Source organism: Pseudomonas sp. CAN1, from assembly GCF_030462585.1.
Classification (GTDB): Bacteria; Pseudomonadota; Gammaproteobacteria; order Pseudomonadales; family Pseudomonadaceae; genus Pseudomonas.
This window is the reverse complement of the sequence record NZ_JASMRU010000041.1, coordinates 1-17,749: the sequence shown is the minus strand read 5'-3', so window position 1 is coordinate 17,749 and position 17,749 is coordinate 1. Positions and strand designations below refer to the sequence as shown.

At 68.4% G+C, this 17,749-nt stretch carries 10 protein-coding genes; 6 read left to right on the top strand and 4 right to left on the bottom strand.

Annotated elements, in window-relative coordinates; translation table 11 throughout:
• Nucleotides 1-25: 25 nt before the first annotated feature.
• Nucleotides 26-1,219, bottom strand: a complete 1,194-nt coding sequence (locus QO207_RS28280) for a YbfB/YjiJ family MFS transporter (RefSeq protein ID WP_301535568.1) — start codon at nucleotides 1,217-1,219, stop codon at nucleotides 26-28.
• Entirely contained in the window at nucleotides 1,216-2,088 is an 873-nt protein-coding gene (locus QO207_RS28275; protein WP_301535567.1) for a LysR substrate-binding domain-containing protein, read from the bottom strand. The genes QO207_RS28280 and QO207_RS28275 overlap by 4 nt, the downstream gene beginning before the upstream one ends.
• 113 nt (nucleotides 2,089-2,201) lie before the next feature.
• Between QO207_RS28275 and QO207_RS28270 the strand changes: the two genes are divergently transcribed.
• Nucleotides 2,202-3,257, top strand: coding sequence for a nitronate monooxygenase family protein (locus tag QO207_RS28270; RefSeq protein ID WP_301535566.1), 1,056 nt, complete (start codon nucleotides 2,202-2,204; stop codon nucleotides 3,255-3,257).
• A gap of 199 nt (nucleotides 3,258-3,456) precedes the next feature.
• Here QO207_RS28270 and QO207_RS28265 read toward each other — a convergent pair whose 3' ends face one another.
• A complete protein-coding gene (locus QO207_RS28265; protein WP_301535565.1) occupies nucleotides 3,457-4,350 on the bottom strand; it encodes a DMT family transporter in 894 nt (297 codons plus the stop codon).
• A gap of 279 nt (nucleotides 4,351-4,629) precedes the next feature.
• Here QO207_RS28265 and QO207_RS28260 point away from each other — a divergent pair, with 279 nt between their 5' ends.
• Nucleotides 4,630-5,427 (top strand): helix-turn-helix domain-containing protein, encoded by a 798-nt coding sequence (locus tag QO207_RS28260; protein ID WP_301535564.1) that lies wholly within the window; start codon nucleotides 4,630-4,632, stop codon nucleotides 5,425-5,427.
• A gap of 3 nt (nucleotides 5,428-5,430) precedes the next feature.
• Here the strand turns inward: QO207_RS28260 and QO207_RS28255 are convergent, their stop codons facing one another.
• Nucleotides 5,431-5,967: an RNA polymerase factor sigma-70 gene (locus QO207_RS28255; protein ID WP_301535563.1), complete on the bottom strand. Its 537-nt coding sequence runs from the start codon at nucleotides 5,965-5,967 to the stop codon at nucleotides 5,431-5,433.
• A 346-nt stretch (nucleotides 5,968-6,313) separates the two neighbouring features.
• Here QO207_RS28255 and QO207_RS28250 point away from each other — a divergent pair, with 346 nt between their 5' ends.
• The 4 genes from QO207_RS28250 to QO207_RS28235 form a co-directional block, all read left to right on the top strand.
• Complete coding sequence (locus tag QO207_RS28250; RefSeq protein WP_301535562.1) at nucleotides 6,314-6,532, top strand: MbtH family protein; 219 nt, start codon at nucleotides 6,314-6,316, stop codon at nucleotides 6,530-6,532.
• 3 nt (nucleotides 6,533-6,535) lie between these two features.
• A complete protein-coding gene (locus QO207_RS28245) occupies nucleotides 6,536-7,258 on the top strand; it encodes a thioesterase II family protein (protein ID WP_301535561.1) in 723 nt (240 codons plus the stop codon).
• A 22-nt stretch (nucleotides 7,259-7,280) separates the two neighbouring features.
• A complete protein-coding gene (locus tag QO207_RS28240) occupies nucleotides 7,281-8,261 on the top strand; it encodes a TauD/TfdA family dioxygenase (protein WP_301535560.1) in 981 nt (326 codons plus the stop codon).
• 304 nt (nucleotides 8,262-8,565) lie between these two features.
• The coding region (locus QO207_RS28235) for a non-ribosomal peptide synthetase (protein WP_301535559.1) at nucleotides 8,566-17,749 on the top strand (9,184 nt) is incomplete at its 3' end.

Below are 17,749 nucleotides of genomic sequence, written 5' to 3'. Positions count from 1 at the left end.
CTCGCGAACAAGCCCAACTTCGCTGCTACAAGTGACCCCGTTCGCGAGCAATAACGATGGCGTCCCCCTCGCTCCTACAAGGGCCCGTCCGGCGCAGGGGGAGACAGCACAGCGCACCAACGAGCAACGCACTCGCCGCAGCTCCCAGCGCCGGAATGAAGCTCCCGGTCATCCCGCGCAATGCACTGGCCGCGAGCGGCCCGACAATCTGCCCGACCCCATACAGCGCTGTCATTGCCGCGAGCATGTTGAAGCGCACCTGCGCAGCCACCGCACGGGCTGCCGGCATGGCGATGGTCACCGTACCCATGAAGCTGCCGCCCACCAGCACCGCGCTGCCCAGATAAAGGAAGGCGGAGTCGCCCAGTGCCGGCAGCATCACGCCCACTGCCTGGACCAGCAGGTTCAGCGCCAGGGCACGGCGGCCGCCCAGCTTCAGGTGCAGGCGGTGCCAGAGGAAGCAGGAAGGTGCAGCACCGAGGCCGAACGCGGCCCAGACCTGCAGCGGGTCGATGGCGCCCAGGCCGCTCTTCATCAGCAGCGGCAGGTAGGTGGCAGTGATGATGTAACCGAAGCCGGCCAGCCCGTAGACCAGCAGGATGATCGGCGCGGACAGCTCCGGCGCCGGTCCCGTGCCGCTCGCGGCGTGCTGCTGATCGGTCGGGGTTTTGCGGCCCAGCGCGGGTGCGGCCAGCAGCGACAACACCAGTCCTGCCAGCGCCAGCACGCACCAGATCGCCGCGCTGCCCAGGCCGAAGGCGTTACCGGCGGCGATCAGTTCGGCCGAGACCAGGATGCCGATCCCCACGCCAGCGAACATCATCGGCGCGCCATGGCTTTCGCCCATGCTCTGCAGCAGCCACTGTGCGGCGCTGACCAGGGCCATGGCGCTGAGTACGCCAGCCAACAGGCGCACGCCGATGGCGAACCACGCCGGCGCCGGGATGGCCATGGCCGCCAGGGTGGCCAGCGTGCCGATCAGGGCAATCACGCAGATACGCGCGGCATGCCGTTCATGACTGCGTGCCAGCAGCAGGGCACCGAGCAGGTAGCCGGCATAGTTGGCCGAGGCGGCGAGGGAGCCTCCGGTGACGCTGAGCACACCGTCGCGCAMCATCAGCGGATAGAGGCCGGTGAAGGCGAAGCGGCCAAAGCCCATGCCCACGGCGAGGATCAGCGCTGCCGACAACGCGGCTGGCAGGCGACGAGTGCGATTCATGGGCGCGCCTCCAGGGTTTCCCGCCAGCGCTGGAAGGCGCCGGTGGCGTAGCCGTCGCGCCAGATCAGCAGGGTGTCCACTTCCATCAGCGGCACCACCTGCAGGTCCGGCATTTCCCGTTGCAGCTCCAGCACCGAGCGCGGCAATACGCCAAAGCAGGAACCAGCGTTCACGCAGGCGAGGATGCCGTGGTAGGAGCCGACTTCCTGTACGGCGAGCGAGGCGCCCTTCAACCAGCGTTCGAGCAACTGGCGGTAGGTGCAGCCGCGGGCGAAGCCGACCAGGGTACGAATCTGCACATCCTCGGGGCGGGTGACCGGCGGGTGGTCGCCGGGCAACACCAGCAGTAGCTCCTCGCGAAACACCGGCTCGGCGCGTAGGCCGCGCTCCAGCAGCGATTCGAAGCCGGGCTCGGCGTGGAGGATGTCCGGGTGAGAGATCAGTGCGCAGTCCAACCGGCGCTCCAGCACCTCATTGATCAGCTTCTGGCTGTGCCCGGTGCTGATGTGCAGCTCCACCTCGGGATAAGCGCGGTGAAAGCGCGCGAGGATTTCCGGCAGGCGGCTGGCAGCGGCGGCTTCCATGCTGCCCAGGCGCAGGCTGCCGGTGGCGCTCTGGGGATGCAGCGACTGGCGTGCTTCAGTGGCCAGCGCCAGTAATTGCTCGGCGTAGCGGAGGAAGTCGCGGCCCTGGTCGGTCAGCGTCATGCGCTTGCCGTCGCGCAGGAACAGCGCCGCGCCGAGGTCTTCCTCAAGCTGGCGGATGCGCGTGGTGACGTTCGATTGCACGCGTTGCAGGCGGGCAGCGGCGCGGGTGACGCTCTGCTCCTCGGCCACGCAACGGAAGATTTCCAGGCTGGAGAGATCCATGATTGATCTTAAATAGAGAACAAGTTGCCGTTAATATTCTCTTTGTGAGATTGTTGGTCAAGTGCCAATCAGCCCGGCGGCCACATCGCCGGCCCGACCCCGAGGACCCCGTCATGCCCATCACCGAACTGCTCGGCATCCAGCACCCCATCATCCAGGCGCCCATGGTTGGCGTATCCACCCCGGCGCTGGCGGCGGCGGTGTCCAATGCCGGCGGGCTGGGCTCCATCGGCCTGGGCGCGAGCAACGCCACGCAGGCCCGCGGCTTGCTGGAGCAGACCCGCGCGCTGACTGACAAGCCGCTCAACCTCAACCTGTTCTGCCACCGCCCGGCCGTGGCGGACCCGGCTCGCGAGGCCGCGTGGCTGGAGCACCTGCGCCCGCTGTTCGCCGAGTTCGATGCGCAGCCGCCGGCGCAGATCACCGAGATCTACCGCAGCTTCCTGGCCGATCCCGAGATGCTGGAGTTCCTCATCGAGGCGCGCCCGGCGGTGGTCAGCTTCCACTTCGGCTTGCCGCCGCAGGACTGGATCGACCGTCTGAAAGCTGCCGGCATCCGCCTGCTGGCCACCGCTACCTGCCTGGAAGAAGGTCGCGCCGTCGAGGCCGCGGGCATCGACGCCATCGTCGCGCAAGGCTATGAAGCCGGTGGCCACCGCGGCGTGTTCGAGCCGGAGAAGGACGCGCGCATCGGCACCTTCGCGCTGGTGCGCACGCTGGTGAAAGGCACCGGGCTGCCGGTGATCGCGGCGGGAGGAATCATGGACGGGCAGGGCATGCGCGCGGTGTTCGAGCTGGGCGCGCAGGCGGTACAGATGGGCACGGCTTTTATCTCCGCCAACGAATCTTCGGCCAATGCCGCATTCAAGGCAGCGTTGCGTGGTGAGCGTGGAGAAAGGACCGAAGTGACGGCGGCGATTTCCGGCCGGGCGGCGCGGGGCATGGTCAACCGGCTGTTTACCGACCTGGGTAGCGCGGATGCACCGGCGCTGCCGGACTACCCGATCACCTACGACGCCGCCAAGGCGCTGACCGCCGCGGCGGCTGCCAAGGGCAACAAGGACTTCGCCGTGCAATGGGCCGGGCAGGGCGCGCCGCTATCGCGGGAGATGTCGGCGGCGGAGTTGGTTTCGACCGTGATGGCCGAGTTCCACGCCGCTCGAGGGTAGGGCGGATAACCTGGAACAGGTTATCCGCCGGGCCACTCGCGGCGGATAACGCTGGCGCGTTATGCGCCCTACGAGACTGATGCGGGGGGTTGAAACCGGCACGAACCTGTAGGAGCGAGCTTGCTCGCGAACAGATTTCCAGGCGACATCTGCGTTAAGCGGTTCGCGAGCAAGCTCGCTCCTACAAAAGGCGTCCGCGTCAACGGGCGCTGACAGCGGCAGCAGGCTTTTCCCGCGGCCGCCACAGCTCGGCCAGCAACACACCGGCCAGGGTCAGTGCGCCGCCCACCAGGTGGTAGCTGGTCAGCTGCTCGCTCAGCACCACGGCGGCGATGGCTGCGGTCAGCACTGGCAGCAGGTTGAAGAACAGCGCCATGCGGCTCGGCCCCATGCGCTGCACGCCCTGCATCCAGGCCAGTGCGCCGACGATGGAAGCCAGCAGCCCGGCATACAGCACCAGGGGCAGGTTGGCGGCATTCAGGCCATGGTGCGGCGAGGCGACATACAGCGGCGCCAGCGCAACGATGGCCACCAGCACCTGCAGGTACAGCATCAGCAGCGGCGGCAGGGGCAGGTTCCACTTCTTCAGCAGCACGCCATACACGCCGTAGGCGAGGGTGGCGATGATCATCATGCCGTCGCCCAGGTTCACGCCGTGGCTGATCAGTTGTTGCGGGTTGCCCTGGGTGATCACCAGCAGCACGCCGCCCAGCGACACCAGTGCGCCCAGCACTGCGGCGACGCTCAGCTTGTGGCGCAGCAGGACCGACGCCAGCGCGAGGGACATCAGCGGCATCAGCGAGAGGATGATGCCCATGTTGGTCGCCGAGGTCAGCGCGGCGGCGTAGTAGGCCAGGCACTGGTAGACGGCCATGCCGAGCAGGCCGAGGGTGATGATCTTGCCCAGGTTGGCACGGATCACCGGCCAGTGGGCGAGGGTGGCGCGCAGCAGGAAGGGCGTCAGCAGCGCGCCAGCCAGCAGCCAGCGGAAGAAGCCGATCTCCGCCGGGGCGATCTGCCCCACGGCGAGCTTGTTGACGACGGTATTGCCGGACCAGATGACCACGGCCAGCAGGGGGAACAGGTAGTTCATGGATTCTTGCAGGTCTCAGGTTTGACTTCGGAGTGGGGCTGTTTCCCTCTCCCCAGCCCTCTCCCTGAAGGGAGAGGGAGCCGATTGGCGTTCAGCGGCCCCGCTGAGTCAACCGGCGAGTACTTGGCTATCCGACGACTCAGGACAGTCCCCTCTCCCTTCGGAGCGGGGCGCGTAGCCAGGGTTAGGGAGAGGGTGCTCCACAGATGGCACCCATTTTCACCTCGTCCGAAACCAGACGTATAATGAAAACCGGACAATCTACCCCGGCATTCGGACATGACCCGCATCCTGCCGCTCCCGCTTCCCGATATCGACCAGTTGCCCGCCGAGCTGTACTTCCGCTACGACGAGTTCGACGCCGGTACTCATTCGCCCAGCCACCGTCACGCCTGGGGCCAGCTCAACTATGCGTCCCATGGGGTGATGGAGCTGGAAGTGGACGGCCAGCGCTTCCTCTCGCCGCCGCAGTATGCCGTGTGGGTGCCGCCGGGCCTCGAGCACAGCTGCTACAACCGCCAGGCGATCATCTACCGCTCGCTCTACGTGTCCGCCGAACTGGCACGCAAGCTGCCGCAGAACCCCTGCACGCTGGCGATCAGTGACATCCTCAAGGCGATCCTCTCCGACTTCGCCGCGCGCGGCGTGAACATCCCGCAGAGCGCCGCCGACCAGCGCCTGGCCGAAGTGGTGATCGACCAGCTGCAGGCCGCCCAGCCCCACGACGACTACCTGCCGTATGCCAGCGGCGGTGCCCTGGGCGAGGTGCTGGCCGCGCTGCAGGCCGAGCCCGGCGACAATCGCACCCTGGCGCAATGGGCCGAGCGCGTGCACAGCACCGAGCGCACTCTGGCGCGGGCCTGTCAGCGGGAACTGGGGATGTCGTTCGGTGAATGGCGCCAGCGCCTGCGGTTTCTCGCCGCCATCGAGGCACTGGCGTCGGGGGAAGGGGTGCAGCAGATCGCCTTCAACCTGGGCTACAGCAGCCCTTCGGCGTTCATCGCGATGTTCCGGCGGTTGTCGGGCACCACGCCGGAGCAGTATCGCTCGACCTTCCGCGCCCTGGCGGAAGGCTGAGGCTCAGGGCTTGTCGTCTTCCAGCCCCTTCAGGGTCTTGCGGCAGTGGATCAGCGCATCGCGCACCATGAAGTTCACCAGGGTCGGGGAAACGCCCAGTTCCTCGGCGATCTCCTTCTGCGTGCGGCCGTGCAGGCGATACATCTCGAAGGCGTAACGGGTCCGCTCGGGCAGGGTCTGCAGGGCACTGGAAATGGCTTCCAGGGTCTGCCGGTCCTCATGCTCGATCTCCGGTGACGCGGACGGCGTCGCGATGTGCATGCCTTCTTCCTCGCTACCCGAGTAGCGCTTCTCCAGCGCCTGGCGGCGATAGAGGTCGATGGCCAGGTTGCGCACCACGCGCATCAGATAGCCGCTCTGCGACTGGATGCCGGGAGTGAGGTCGCTCGCATTGAGCTTGATGTACGCATCGTGGACCACGTCTTCGGCATGGCTGCGGCAACCGAGGATGCGTGCGGCCGCATTGATGAAGGTCTGCCGGTGGGTAGCGAACAGCTCGTGGAGAGCAGGGCGCGACTCGGCGGGCATTGGCTTGGACATGCAAGGTTTTCCTATGCGGCGGCGGAGGCGGGGACGTCCACATGGGTTGAGGCGGCCAATCTAGATCAAATGATAATTATTATCAATTTATTCGAAAGACTCGGACTATCGCTCTGCGACAGGGTTCCCACACAAGTGTGAAGATTTTTCATTCGCATCCATTCGTCAGATCAACCGAGACTTCGCTGAAGGAGAGCCAGGAAATTTCGCCGGCGCATATATTATGAGAATTAATCGCATCCGAGAACACTAACTATTTCATTGTCTCCCTCGTCTTCATGGCAGAGCTGGAAAACATCGGTAATGGCCGGTGGCCGGCATTCCATACAGCTGAAGGAGATGAGCGATGGCGTTCGATCGCGAAGATGCGGTTTACAAGGTGCTGGTCAACGGTGAAGAGCAGTACTCGCTGTGGCCGCAGTACAAGGAAGTCCCGGCCGGCTGGCGCGAAGCCGGCAAGCAGGGCAGCAAGGCCGACTGCCTGGCCTTCGTCGAAGCCAACTGGACCGACATGCGCCCGCTCAGCCTGCGACAGAAGATGGATGGCCAGGCGGCGGGGCAGTAACCCATGCTGCGCCTGTTCTGCCTGCCGTACTCCGGCGCCAGCGCCATGGTCTATGCGCGCTGGAAGCGCCAGCTGCCGAGCTGGATCGAAGTCTGCCCGGTGGAGCTGCCCGGCCGCGGCCGGCGTTTCGCCGAAAACCTGCAGACCGACCTGCGCGCCCTGGCCAGCCAGCTGGCCGATGAAATCGCCGCGCGCCTGGACCAACCCTACGCCATCTTCGGCCACAGCCTCGGCGGCCTGCTGGCCTTCGAACTGACCCACGCCCTGCGAGAGCGCGGCCTGCCGCTGCCGCAGGCGCTGTTCGCCTCGGCGGCCTCCGCGCCGGCGCGTCGCGACAGCCACCGCGAGCTGGCGGAAGAGCAGAGCGACGCCCAGCTGATCGAGCGCATGCGCCGCCTCGGCGGTACCCCCGAAGCGGTGTTCGCCGACGAGGAAATGCTGCGCCTGACCCTGCCGGTGATGCGCGCCGACTTCCTCCTCTGCGGCCTCTACGACTACCACCGCCGTGCGCCGCTGGCCTGCCCGATCCACGTGTTCGGCGGCAAGGCCGACCGGCTTTCGGTGGACTCGCTGTCGGCCTGGCAGGACGAAACCAGCGCCGGCTTCTCCCTGGAGATGCTCGATGGCGGCCACTTCTTCCTCAATGCCGGCGAAGCGCGCCTGCTCGAACTGCTGCTCGGCCGCCTGCGCCAGCCCGGCCAGTCGACCAGCGCGGCCCTGGCCTGATCGATTCAAGCGGAGACTCCCGATGCCCAGCTCCACTCTGTTCGACATTGCTCCCCTGGCCGAAGCACGCGGCGGCCTGCCGCTGCTGGTGCAGGCTCGCGGCGAGGGCATCGACCTGCTCGACGCCCTGGCCGAATTGCGCCCGCTGGTGGATGAGCGCCTGCCGGTGTGCGCCGGCATCCTCTTCCGCGGCTTCCAGGTCGGCGCGGCGGAGCGCTTCCGCGAGTTCGCTGCCGGCTTCGGTCATTCGCTGCTCAACTACGAGTTCGGCTCCACCCCGCGCAGCAACGTCACCAGCGGCGTGTACACCTCCACCGAATACCCGCCGCACCAGCACATCCCGCTGCACAACGAGCAGGCCTATACCCGCGAGTGGCCGATGAAGATCTGGTTCTACTGCGTGCAGGCCGCGCAGAGCGGCGGTGAAACGCCGATTGCCGACAGCCGCGAGATCTACCGCCGGGTCGACGAAGGCATTCGCCGCCGCTTCAGCGAGCGCGGGCTGATGTACACCCGCAACTTCGGCAACGGCCTCGATGTGGCTTGGGAGCAGGTGTTCAACAGCGATGATCCGGCCGTGGTCGAGGCCTACTGCAAGGCCCACGGCATCGGCTGGGAGTGGAAGGAAGACGGCGAGCTGCGTACCCGCCAGGTCTGCCAGGCGGTGGCGCAGCACCCGGTCACCCGCGACTGGGTCTGGTTCAACCAGGCGCACCTGTTCCACGTCTCGAACCTGCCGCCGGAAGTGCGCGAAAGCCTGCTGGAAATCGTCGACGAGGAAGACCTGCCGCGCAACGTCTACTACGGCGACGGCAGCCCCATCGAGCCCTCGGTGCTCGACGAAGTCCGCGGCGTGCTGGAGGAGGCCAAGGTGAGCTTCCCCTGGTACAGCGGCGACGTCCTGATGCTCGACAACATGCTCGCCGCCCACGCCCGCTCGCCGTTCAGCGGCCCGCGCAAGGTGGTGGTGGCGATGGCGGAAGGGCATGGCGCTGACGCCTGAGACCGGTACGGATAGCTCCCGCTCGCCGTGAGATAGAGAGGTGATCGGGATTGATGGATGTACCAGGAGTAAGCCGGATCTTTCAGCCGGCACGGATAGCTCCCTCTCCCTCTGGGAGAGGGCGGGGGTGAGGGAAATGGTCGAGCACCGAAGTTGCCGGTAGCCCCCTCACCCTAACCCTCTCCCAGAGGGAGAGGGGACTGATCGGAGCGCGTGATCGATCACGGCGCTCCGCACAAGCAGCTGAACCCACGAATTTCCCTCCGGCGGGCCCCACGCGCCCGCCGACAGAACAGGTGATGTCATGAACGACCGCTACGAAGCCGCAGGAAACCTGGTCGAGGCCCTGCTGCAACGCGCCTGCGAAATGCCGCGCAAGACTGCCCTGCGATTCATCGCCGAGAATGTCGAACAGCCCATCAGCTTCCGCGAGCTGGACGAACGCGCTCGCGCCATGGCCGCCTGGATGCTGCGCCACGGCCAGCACGGCGACCGCGCCGTCTTGCTGCTGCCCAGCGGCCCGGAGTACGTTACCGCGTTCTTCGCCTGCCTCTACTCGGGGATCATCGCCGTGCCGGCCTATCCGCCGGAGTCCGTGCGCCCGCAGCACCTGGCGCGCCTGCGCTCGATCCTCGACGACGCCGAGCCGAGCCTGGTGCTCACCGACTCCACGCTGATCGAAGCCCTGCGCCCGGCCTGCGAACGCGAGAACGGCGACAGCCCGATGCTGCTGGCGGTGGACCAGGCCGACCCGGCGCTGGCCGTCGAATGGCAGATGCCCGAGCTGGCCGACGACGACATCGCCTTCCTGCAGTACACCTCCGGCTCCACCTCGACGCCCAAGGGCGTGCAGGTCAGCCACGGCAACCTGGTCGCCAACGAGCGCCTGATCCGCCACGGCTTCGGCATTGGCGACGACGACGTGATCGTCAGCTGGCTGCCGCTGTTCCACGACATGGGCCTGATCGGCGGCCTGCTGCAACCGATCTACAGCGGCATCGAATGCGTGCTGATGTCGCCGCGCTACTTCCTCGAACGCCCACGTCGCTGGCTGGAAGCCATCGCCCGCTTCGGCGGCACGGTCAGCGGCGGGCCGGACTTCGCCTACCGCCTGTGCTGCGAACGGGTCAACGAGGCCGCCATGGAAGGCCTCGACCTGAGCAAATGGCGCGTGGCCTTCTCCGGCTCCGAGCCGATCCGCCCGGACACCTTGGAGCGCTTCGCCGCCTGGTTCGCCCCGGCGCAGTTCGACGCCTCGTCCTTCTACGCCTGCTACGGCCTCGCCGAAGCGACGCTGTTCGTCACCGGCGGCGTGCGCGGCGACGGCATCGGCCAGCTGGAAGTGGACCTCGATGCCCTGGGCGAGAACATCGCCCGGCCGGGCCGTGGTACCTCGCTGATCAACTGTGGCGGTGCCCAGCCCGACCATGAGATCCAGCTGGTCGATCCGCTCAGCGGCGAAGCCCTCGGCCCGGACCGCGTCGGCGAAATCTGGAGCAGCGGCCCCAGCGTCGCCCTCGGCTACTGGCGCAACCCGGAAGCCAGCGCGCGCACCTTCGTCGAGAAGGACGGCCGCACCTGGCTGCGCACCGGCGACCTGGGCTTCCTGCACAACGACGAACTCTTCGTCACCGGCCGCCTGAAGGACATGCTCATCGTCCGCGGGCAGAACCTCTACCCGCAGGACCTGGAACGCTGCGTCGAGGAAGAAGTGGACCTGGTGCGCAAGGGCCGCGTCTCCGCCTTCGCCATCGAGCACCAGGGCCGCGAAGGTATCGGCATCGCCGCCGAAGTCGGGCGCAGCGTGCGCAAGCTGATCTCCGCCGAGGCACTGGCCAAGGCCATCTCCGCCGCCGTGGCGGAAACCTTCCAGGAAGCGCCGCTGGTGGTGGCGCTGCTGGAACCGGGCGCGCTGCCCAAGACCTCCAGCGGCAAGCTGCAACGCTCGGCCTGCCGCACCCAGCTGCTCGACGGCAGCCTGCAGGCCTACGCCATCCAGCGCGCCGGCGAGCCGATCAGCGACGGCGCCAGCGCCAAGCCGGTTGCGCCGCTCTCGACTGAGGAGCAAGCCATCGCCGCACTGTGGAGCGAAGTGCTGGAGCTGCCGGCGATCCGCCGCGACGACAACTTCTTCGCCCTCGGCGGCAACTCCATCAAGGCCACCCAGCTGATGGCGCGCCTGCGCGAGCGTCTTGGCCGCGCCGTGGAATTGCGCCTGCTGTTCGAGGCGCCGGAGCTGGGCGCCTTCGCCGCCGCCCTGGCAGCCCTGCCGACTGCTGTAGCCGAGAGCGTGCCGCAGGTCCCGCGTGACGGCCTGCTGCCGCTGTCGCCGGCCCAGCGCCGCCTGTGGTTCCTCTGGAAGCTGGAGCCGGAAAGCGCCGTCTACCACATCGCCGGGCGCATGAACCTGCGCGGCGAACTGCGCCGTCCGGCAGTGGAGCAGGCCTTCGCCGTGCTGCTGGGCCGCCATGAAACCCTGCGCAGCCGCTTCATCGAGCAGGCCGATGGCGAGGTATCGCTGAGCCTGTCCGACCCCACGCAAGTGGAACTCACCGAGAGCGATTTCAGCTCCCTGGGCAACGCCCGCCGCGACATCGCCGCCCGCCAGGACGCTGAAGCCTTCGCCGCGCAGCCCTTCGACCTGGCCAGCGGCCCGCTGCTGCGCCTGCGCCTGCAGAACCTCGGCGGTGGCCGCCAGGCACTGCTGCTCTGCGTGCACCACATCATCGCCGACGGCTGGTCGCTGAACCTGCTGCTGGACGAGTTCGCCGAGTGCTACCGCGCCATCGTCGAACAGCGCGAGCCGGTGCTGCCGGCGCTGCCGCGCCAGTACCTCGACCTCGCCGCCGCCCAGCAGCACAAGCTGGAAGCGGGCGAGGGCGCCCGTCTGCTGGACTGGTGGAGCGAGCGCCTGGGCAGCCAGCATTCGCCGCTGGAGTTGCCTTTCACTACGGGTGAAAAAGGCCAGAGCGCCGAGCTGATCGAGCGCGAAGTGGACGCCGAACTGACCGGCAAATTGCGCAGCCTCGCCCAGGCCCACGGTTCGACCCTGCCGATGCTCCTGCTCAGCGCCTACAACCTGCTACTGCAGCGCTACAGCGGCCAGCACGACCTGCGCATCGGCCTGACCCAGGCCGGCCGCGAACAGCTCGACAGCGAGCGACTGGTCGGCTTCTTCGTCAACCTGCTGGTGCTGCGCAGCGAGCTGCCCGAAGGCGCCAGCCTGCGTGGCGTGCTCCGCCAACTGCGCGACGACCTGCTGCAAGCCCAGGCGCACCAGGGCCTGCCGTTCGAGCAACTGGTGGAAGCGCTGCAACCCGAGCGCGGCCACGGCCGACATCCGCTGTGCCAGGTCGCCTTCGACCACCAGTGGCAGCCGCGTGCCGGCAACGGCCTGCCCGGCGTCAGCGTGGAAGCCCTGGAACAACTCGACCTGGAAACCCCCTTCGACCTGGTACTGCGCGTCCGCGAGGGCGAACAGACCCTGCGCCTGAGCTTCTGCTATGCCCGCGAGCGCTACGCCGCCGCTGGCATGCAGCGCCTGGTCGGGCACTTCCTCGATCTGCTGCGCGCCTTGCCGCAGCTGAATGCCGACGCCGTGCTGGATGCCCGCGACTGGCTGCCTGCCAGCGACTGGAGTATCGCCGTGGCCGGTGACGCGCCGGCCTTCGAGGCGCTGAGCGAGACCATCGCCGCCCAGGCCCGTCGCCATCCGGCCAAGGCCGCGTTGATCGACGAGCAGCGCGAGGTGAACTTCGCCGAACTGGAGGATCGCTCCAACCGCCTGGCGCAGCGCCTGATCCAGCGCGGCATCGGCGCCGAGCGCCGGGTCGCCGTGGCCCTGCCGCGCGGCGTGGACATCCCGCTGGCCCTGCTGGCGGTCATGAAAGCCGGCGGTGCCTACCTGCCGCTGGATGTCGACTACCCCGAGGAGCGCCTGGTCTGGCTGATGCAGGACGCCGGCGTCGACCTGCTGCTGACCAACGCCGAGCTGGCCGAGCGCCTGCCGCTGCCCGAAGGCGTCGAGCGCCTGGTGCTGGAAGAGGCCGACCTCGGCAACGCCCTGGCCGTGCGCCCGCTGCTGCGCATCCAGGCGCAGAACCTTGCGTACCTGATCTACACCTCCGGCTCCACCGGCCAGCCCAAGGGCGTTGCCGTGGCCCACGGCGAGATCGCCGCGCACTGCCGCGCCATCGGCCAGCGCTACGCCATGAGCGACGCCGACCGCGAGCTGATCTTCATGTCGTTCGCCTTCGACGGCGCCCACGAGCGCTGGCTCACCGCGCTGTCCCACGGCGGCAGCCTGCTGATCCGCAACGACGGGCTGTGGACCGCCGAGCAGACCCTGGAACAGCTGCGCCGCCACGCCGTGACGGTCGCCGCTTTCCCGCCGGCCTACCTGCAACAGCTGGCCGAGCAAGCCTTGATCACCGGCAACGCGCCGAGCATGCGCATCTACTGCTTCGGCGGCGATGCGGTGCCGGAAGCGGCCTATCACCTGGCCCACCAGGCGCTGAAACCGCAGCACCTGATCAACGGCTACGGCCCGACCGAAACCGTGGTCACCCCGATGCTCTGGAAGGCCGACGCGCGCACCACCTGCGGCGCGGCCTACGCCCCCATCGGTGAAGTGGTCGGCGAGCGCAGCCTGTACATCCTCGACGACCGCCTGCAACCGCTGCCGCGTGGCGTGGCGGGCGAGCTGTACATCGGCGGCCACGGCCTGGCCCGTGGGTACCACCAGCGCGCCGGCATGACCGCCGAACGCTTCGTCGCCGACCCCTATGCCGACGGCCTTCGTCTGTACCGCAGCGGCGACCGCGTGCGCTGGCGCGAAGACGGCGCGCTGGACTACCTCGGCCGTGTCGACCAGCAGGTGAAGATTCGCGGCTTCCGCATCGAACCGGGCGAGATCGAAGCCCGCCTGCGCGCGCTGCCCGGCGTGCGCGAAGCGGCGGTGATCGCCCGCGACAGCGAACGCGGCAAGCGCCTGCTGGGTTACGTCTGTGGCGACAGCCTCGCCGAAGACGCCCTGAAAGCCGCCCTGCGCGCACAGCTGCCGGACTACATGGTGCCGTCGCGCATCCTGGTGCTGGAGCAGATGCCGCTCAACGCCAACGGCAAGATCGACCGCAAGGCGCTGCCCGAACCGCAGGAATCCGCCAGCACCAGCGAAGCCCCGCGCGACGGCCTGGAAAGCCGCGTCGCCGCCGTCTGGGCCGAAGTGCTCGGGGTGCCCGCCGTGGGCCGCGCGGATGACTTCTTCGAACTGGGCGGCCACTCGCTGCTGGCTACCCAGGTCATTTCCCGCCTGCGCCGTGACCTGGGCTGCGAAGTGCCGCTGCGCGACCTGTTCGAAGCCAGCCGCCTGGATGAATTCGCTGCACGGCTGACAGCTCTTGCGCCCAGCGCTCGCCCGGCACTGCGCGCCGTGGCCCGCGACGGCGACCTGCCGCTGTCCGCCGCTCAGAGCCGCCTGTGGTTCTTCTGGCAGATGGAGCCGGCCAGCGCCGCCTACAACGTACCGGGCGCGCTGCGCCTGCGCGGTCAGCTCGATGAGTCCGCGCTGCGCCGTGCCTTCGATGCCCTGGTGGCGCGCCACGAAACCCTGCGCACCACCTTCGATGAAGTGGACGGCCAGGCCTTCCAGCGTATCCAGCCGGCGCAGCCGCTGGACCTGGCACGGGTCGATCTGTCCGCTGAAAAAGATGCCGAAAGCGCCGCGCGCAATCTGGCGGAGGAAGAAGCACAGCGTCAGTTCGACCTGCGCAGCGGCCCGTTGCTGCGTCTGACCCTGCTCAAGCTGGCCGACGCCGACCACGTGCTGCTGCTGACGATGCACCACATCGTCTCCGATGGCTGGTCGATCCGCGTGCTGGTGGACGAGTTCAGCCGCCTCTACGGCGCCTTCGCCGCAGGCGAGGACCTGCAGCTGCCGGCACTGCCGGTGCAGTACGCCGACTACGCCCAGTGGCAGCGCGAGCTGCTGGCAGGCGAGGAGGGCCAGCGTCAGCTGGGCTGGTGGACCGATCAGTTGAGCGTCGAGACACCCGTGCTGGAGCTGGCCACGGATCGCCCGCGCCCGGCGGTGCAGAGCTACCGGGGCGGCAGCCTCGGCTTCAGCCTGGACGCCGGCCTCGGCAGCCGCCTCAAGCAACTGGCCCGCGAGCAGGACGTCACCCTGTTCATGCTGCTGCTTGGCGCCTACGCCGTGCTGATGCAACGCTACAGCGGCCAGCGCGACCTGCGCGTCGCAGTGCCCATCGCCAACCGCCAGCAGCTGGAAACCGAAGGGCTGATCGGCTTCTTCGTCAACACCCAGGTCATGCCCTGCGCGCTCGCTGACGACGAATCCTTCGCCGCGCTGCTGGCTCGTCTCAAGCCGCTGGCCCTGGGCGCCCAGGCGCACCAGGACCTGCCGTTCGAACAACTGGTGGAAGCCCTGCAGCCCGAGCGCAGCCTGGCCTACAACCCGCTGGTGCAGGTGAAGTTCAACTTCGGCTTCGACGTCAGCCGCCTGCCCGATGCCGGCGCGCTGAAGCTGGAACTGTTCAGCGAAGAACAGTACGGCGCGCGTTTCGACCTCGCCCTGGACATGGCCGAGGCGCTGGACGCCAGCGGCCAGCCGGGCGATGAGCTGCGCGGCAGCTTCGTCTATGCCCGCGACCTGTTCGACGAGGACAGCGTCGCTGCCATCGCCGGCCAGTTCGAAGCGCTGCTGCGCCAGTTGTGCGCCGAGCCGCAGCGTGCCCTCGGCGAACTGCCGCGCCCGGTCGCCTCGCGCCGTCGTGGCGAAGCCCGCCAGTGGCCGCAGCAGGACGTGCTCGGCCTGTTCGCCGCGCAGGTCGCCGCGCAGCCGGACGCCATTGCCGTGCAGGACGACAGCATCCGCTACAGCTATGCCGAGCTGGACCAGCGCAGCAACCGCCTGGCCAACGCACTGATCGCCAGCGGCGTGGAGCAGGGCGAGTGCGTCGCCCTCTGCCAGGAGCGCAGCGCGCAGTGGGTACTCCTGCTGCTGGGCGTGTTCAAGGCCGGCGGAACCTACGTGCCGTTGGATCCGGCGCAACCCGCCGAGCGCCTGCGCCAGTTGCTCGCCGACAACGGCATCGGCCGCGTGCTGGTGAGTGATGCCGCGCTACTGGAAACCTTCGGCGCCGCCGCCATGCTGATCCCGGCCGGCGGCCCGGAGCAGGGCAGCGCTGCCGTACCTGCGCGGAGCATCGACCCGCAACAGGCCGCCTATGTGATCTTCACCTCCGGCTCCACCGGCCAGCCCAAGGGCGTGCGCGTCAGCCACGCCGCGCTGGCCAACTACGTGCAGGCCGTGCTCGAACGCCTGCAACTGGACCATGGCCGCGCCCAGGGCCTGGGCATGGCGATGGTCTCCTCGGTGGCTGCCGACCTCGGCCACACCACGCTGTTCGGCGCGCTGTGCGGCGGTGCTCGCCTGCACCTGGCGGATGCCCAGGCCGTGGCCGATGCCGAGCGCTTCGCCGCGTTCATGCAGGACGTGGACGTGCTGAAGATCGTCCCCAGCCATCTCGCCGGCCTGCTGGCTGCCGCGCCGAACGCCGCCGCCGTGCTGCCGCGCCGTCTGCTGGTGGTGGGCGGTGAAGCCTGCGACCGCGCGCTGCTGCAGCCGATCCGTGCATGTCTAGAACCGCTACGCGGTGGGGCGCCCGCGCTGCGCATCGTCAACCACTACGGCCCCAGCGAATCCACCGTCGGCGTGCTGACTCACGAATGGTCGCTGCTGGATGAGCTGCCGGCGGGCAGCCTGCCCATCGGCACGCCGCTGGCCAACAGCGCCATCCGCGTGCTCGACGAGAACGGCCGTGACCTGCTGCCGGGCGTACCCGGCGAGCTGTACATCGGCGGCGCCGGCCTGGCGCTGGGTTACCTCGGCCTGCCGGAGATGACCGCCGAACGCTTCGTAGAGATCGAAGGCGAGCGCCTCTACCGCAGTGGCGACCGTGTGCGCCTGAGCCGTCGCGGCGTCGTGGAATTCCTCGGCCGCGTCGACGACCAGGTGAAGATCCGTGGCTACCGTGTCGAGCCGGGCGAACTGGCGCAAGCGCTCAAGCGCCTGCCCGGCGTGCGCGATGCCGTGGCGCTGGCCGAGCGTGACAACGACGGCCCGATGAAGCTGCTGGCCTGGGTCGTGGCCGAAGGACAGAGCGTGGAAAGCCTGCGCGAAGCCCTGGCCGCTGCCGTCCCGGAATACCTGCTGCCGGCCCAGCTGATGCTGCTGGATCGCCTGCCGCTGAACGCCAATGGCAAGGTCGACCGCAAGGCGCTGCCGCGCGCCGAGGCGGTCGCCAGGGTCGTGGACAGCGCGCCGCTGAGCGAACTGGAGCAGCGCATCGCTGATATCTGGCAAGCGGTGCTGAAGGTCGAGCGCGTCGGTGCCGAAGACAACTTCTTCGAGTTGGGCGGCGATTCCATCCTCAGCCTGCAGATCATCGCGCGCATCCGCAAACTCGGTTACAAGCTCAGCCCGAAACAGCTGTTCGAGCGGCAGAGCGTCCGTCAACTGGCGCAGTGGCTGGAAAGCCGCGCTCCGGCTGTCCCGGCAACACCCGCGCCGGTTGCTGCTGTCAGCGGTGAAGTGGCTATGTCGCCGGTACAGGCGCGCTTCTTCGAGCGCGTGCCGAGCGCCCAGCGTCACCACTGGAACCAGGCTTTGCTGTTGCAACCGCGTGAAGCGCTGGACGGCGATGTTCTCGCCCGCGCTCTGCACTGGCTGGTCGGCCAGCACGACGCGCTGCGCCTGCGCTTCGACGGCAGCCGCCAGCGTTACGCAGAACTTGGCCCGCTCGATATGACGCTGCTGTGGCGCCGCCGCACCGCCGACGCGCAAACCCTGGAGCGCCTGTGCGACGACGCCCAGGCCAGCCTGGATATCGCCAACGGCCCGCTGCTGCGCGCCATGCAGGTCGGCCTGGAAGATGGCAGTGAACGCCTGCTGCTGGTGATCCATCACCTGGCGGTGGACGGCGTGTCGTGGCGCATCCTGCTGGAAGACCTGCAGTACGCCTACCGCGAACTGCGCGCCGGCCGCACACCCGCTGCACTGCCGCGCACCGACAGCTACCAGGCCTGGAGCGCCCGCCAGCAAGCGGCTGCCAATGGCGCTGCGGCTGAGCTGGACTACTGGCAAGCCGAACTGCGCGATGCGCCGCGCCTGAGCCGCGCCCGCAGCGACGCCCCGGCCACCTGGAAGGAAGCCGCCAACGCCCGCTTCAGCCTCGACGCCGAGACCACCCGCCAGCTGCTCGGCCCGGCGCTGAAGGCGCAGCACGTGCAGATCAACGACCTGCTGCTGACCGCGCTGGCCCGCGCCCTGTGCGCCTGGACCGGCGAAAGCTCCGCACTGGTGGAGATGGAAGGCCACGGCCGCGACGCCTTCGACGGCGAAGCCGCGCTGGACCTGAGCCGCTCCGTGGGTTGGTTCACTGCGCTTTATCCGGTAGATCAGCTCGCCG

Coding starts and splice junctions, on each gene's coding strand:
- QO207_RS28250 (WP_301535562.1), top strand. CDS start 6,314: ATGGCGTTCGATCGCGAAGATGCGGTTTACAAGGTGCTGGTCAACGGT.
- QO207_RS28270 (WP_301535566.1), top strand. CDS start 2,202: ATGCCCATCACCGAACTGCTCGGCATCCAGCACCCCATCATCCAGGCG.
- QO207_RS28255 (WP_301535563.1), bottom strand. CDS start 5,967: ATGTCCAAGCCAATGCCCGCCGAGTCGCGCCCTGCTCTCCACGAGCTG.
- QO207_RS28245 (WP_301535561.1), top strand. CDS start 6,536: ATGCTGCGCCTGTTCTGCCTGCCGTACTCCGGCGCCAGCGCCATGGTC.
- QO207_RS28260 (WP_301535564.1), top strand. CDS start 4,630: ATGACCCGCATCCTGCCGCTCCCGCTTCCCGATATCGACCAGTTGCCC.
- QO207_RS28265 (WP_301535565.1), bottom strand. CDS start 4,350: ATGAACTACCTGTTCCCCCTGCTGGCCGTGGTCATCTGGTCCGGCAAT.
- QO207_RS28240 (WP_301535560.1), top strand. CDS start 7,281: ATGCCCAGCTCCACTCTGTTCGACATTGCTCCCCTGGCCGAAGCACGC.
- QO207_RS28275 (WP_301535567.1), bottom strand. CDS start 2,088: ATGGATCTCTCCAGCCTGGAAATCTTCCGTTGCGTGGCCGAGGAGCAG.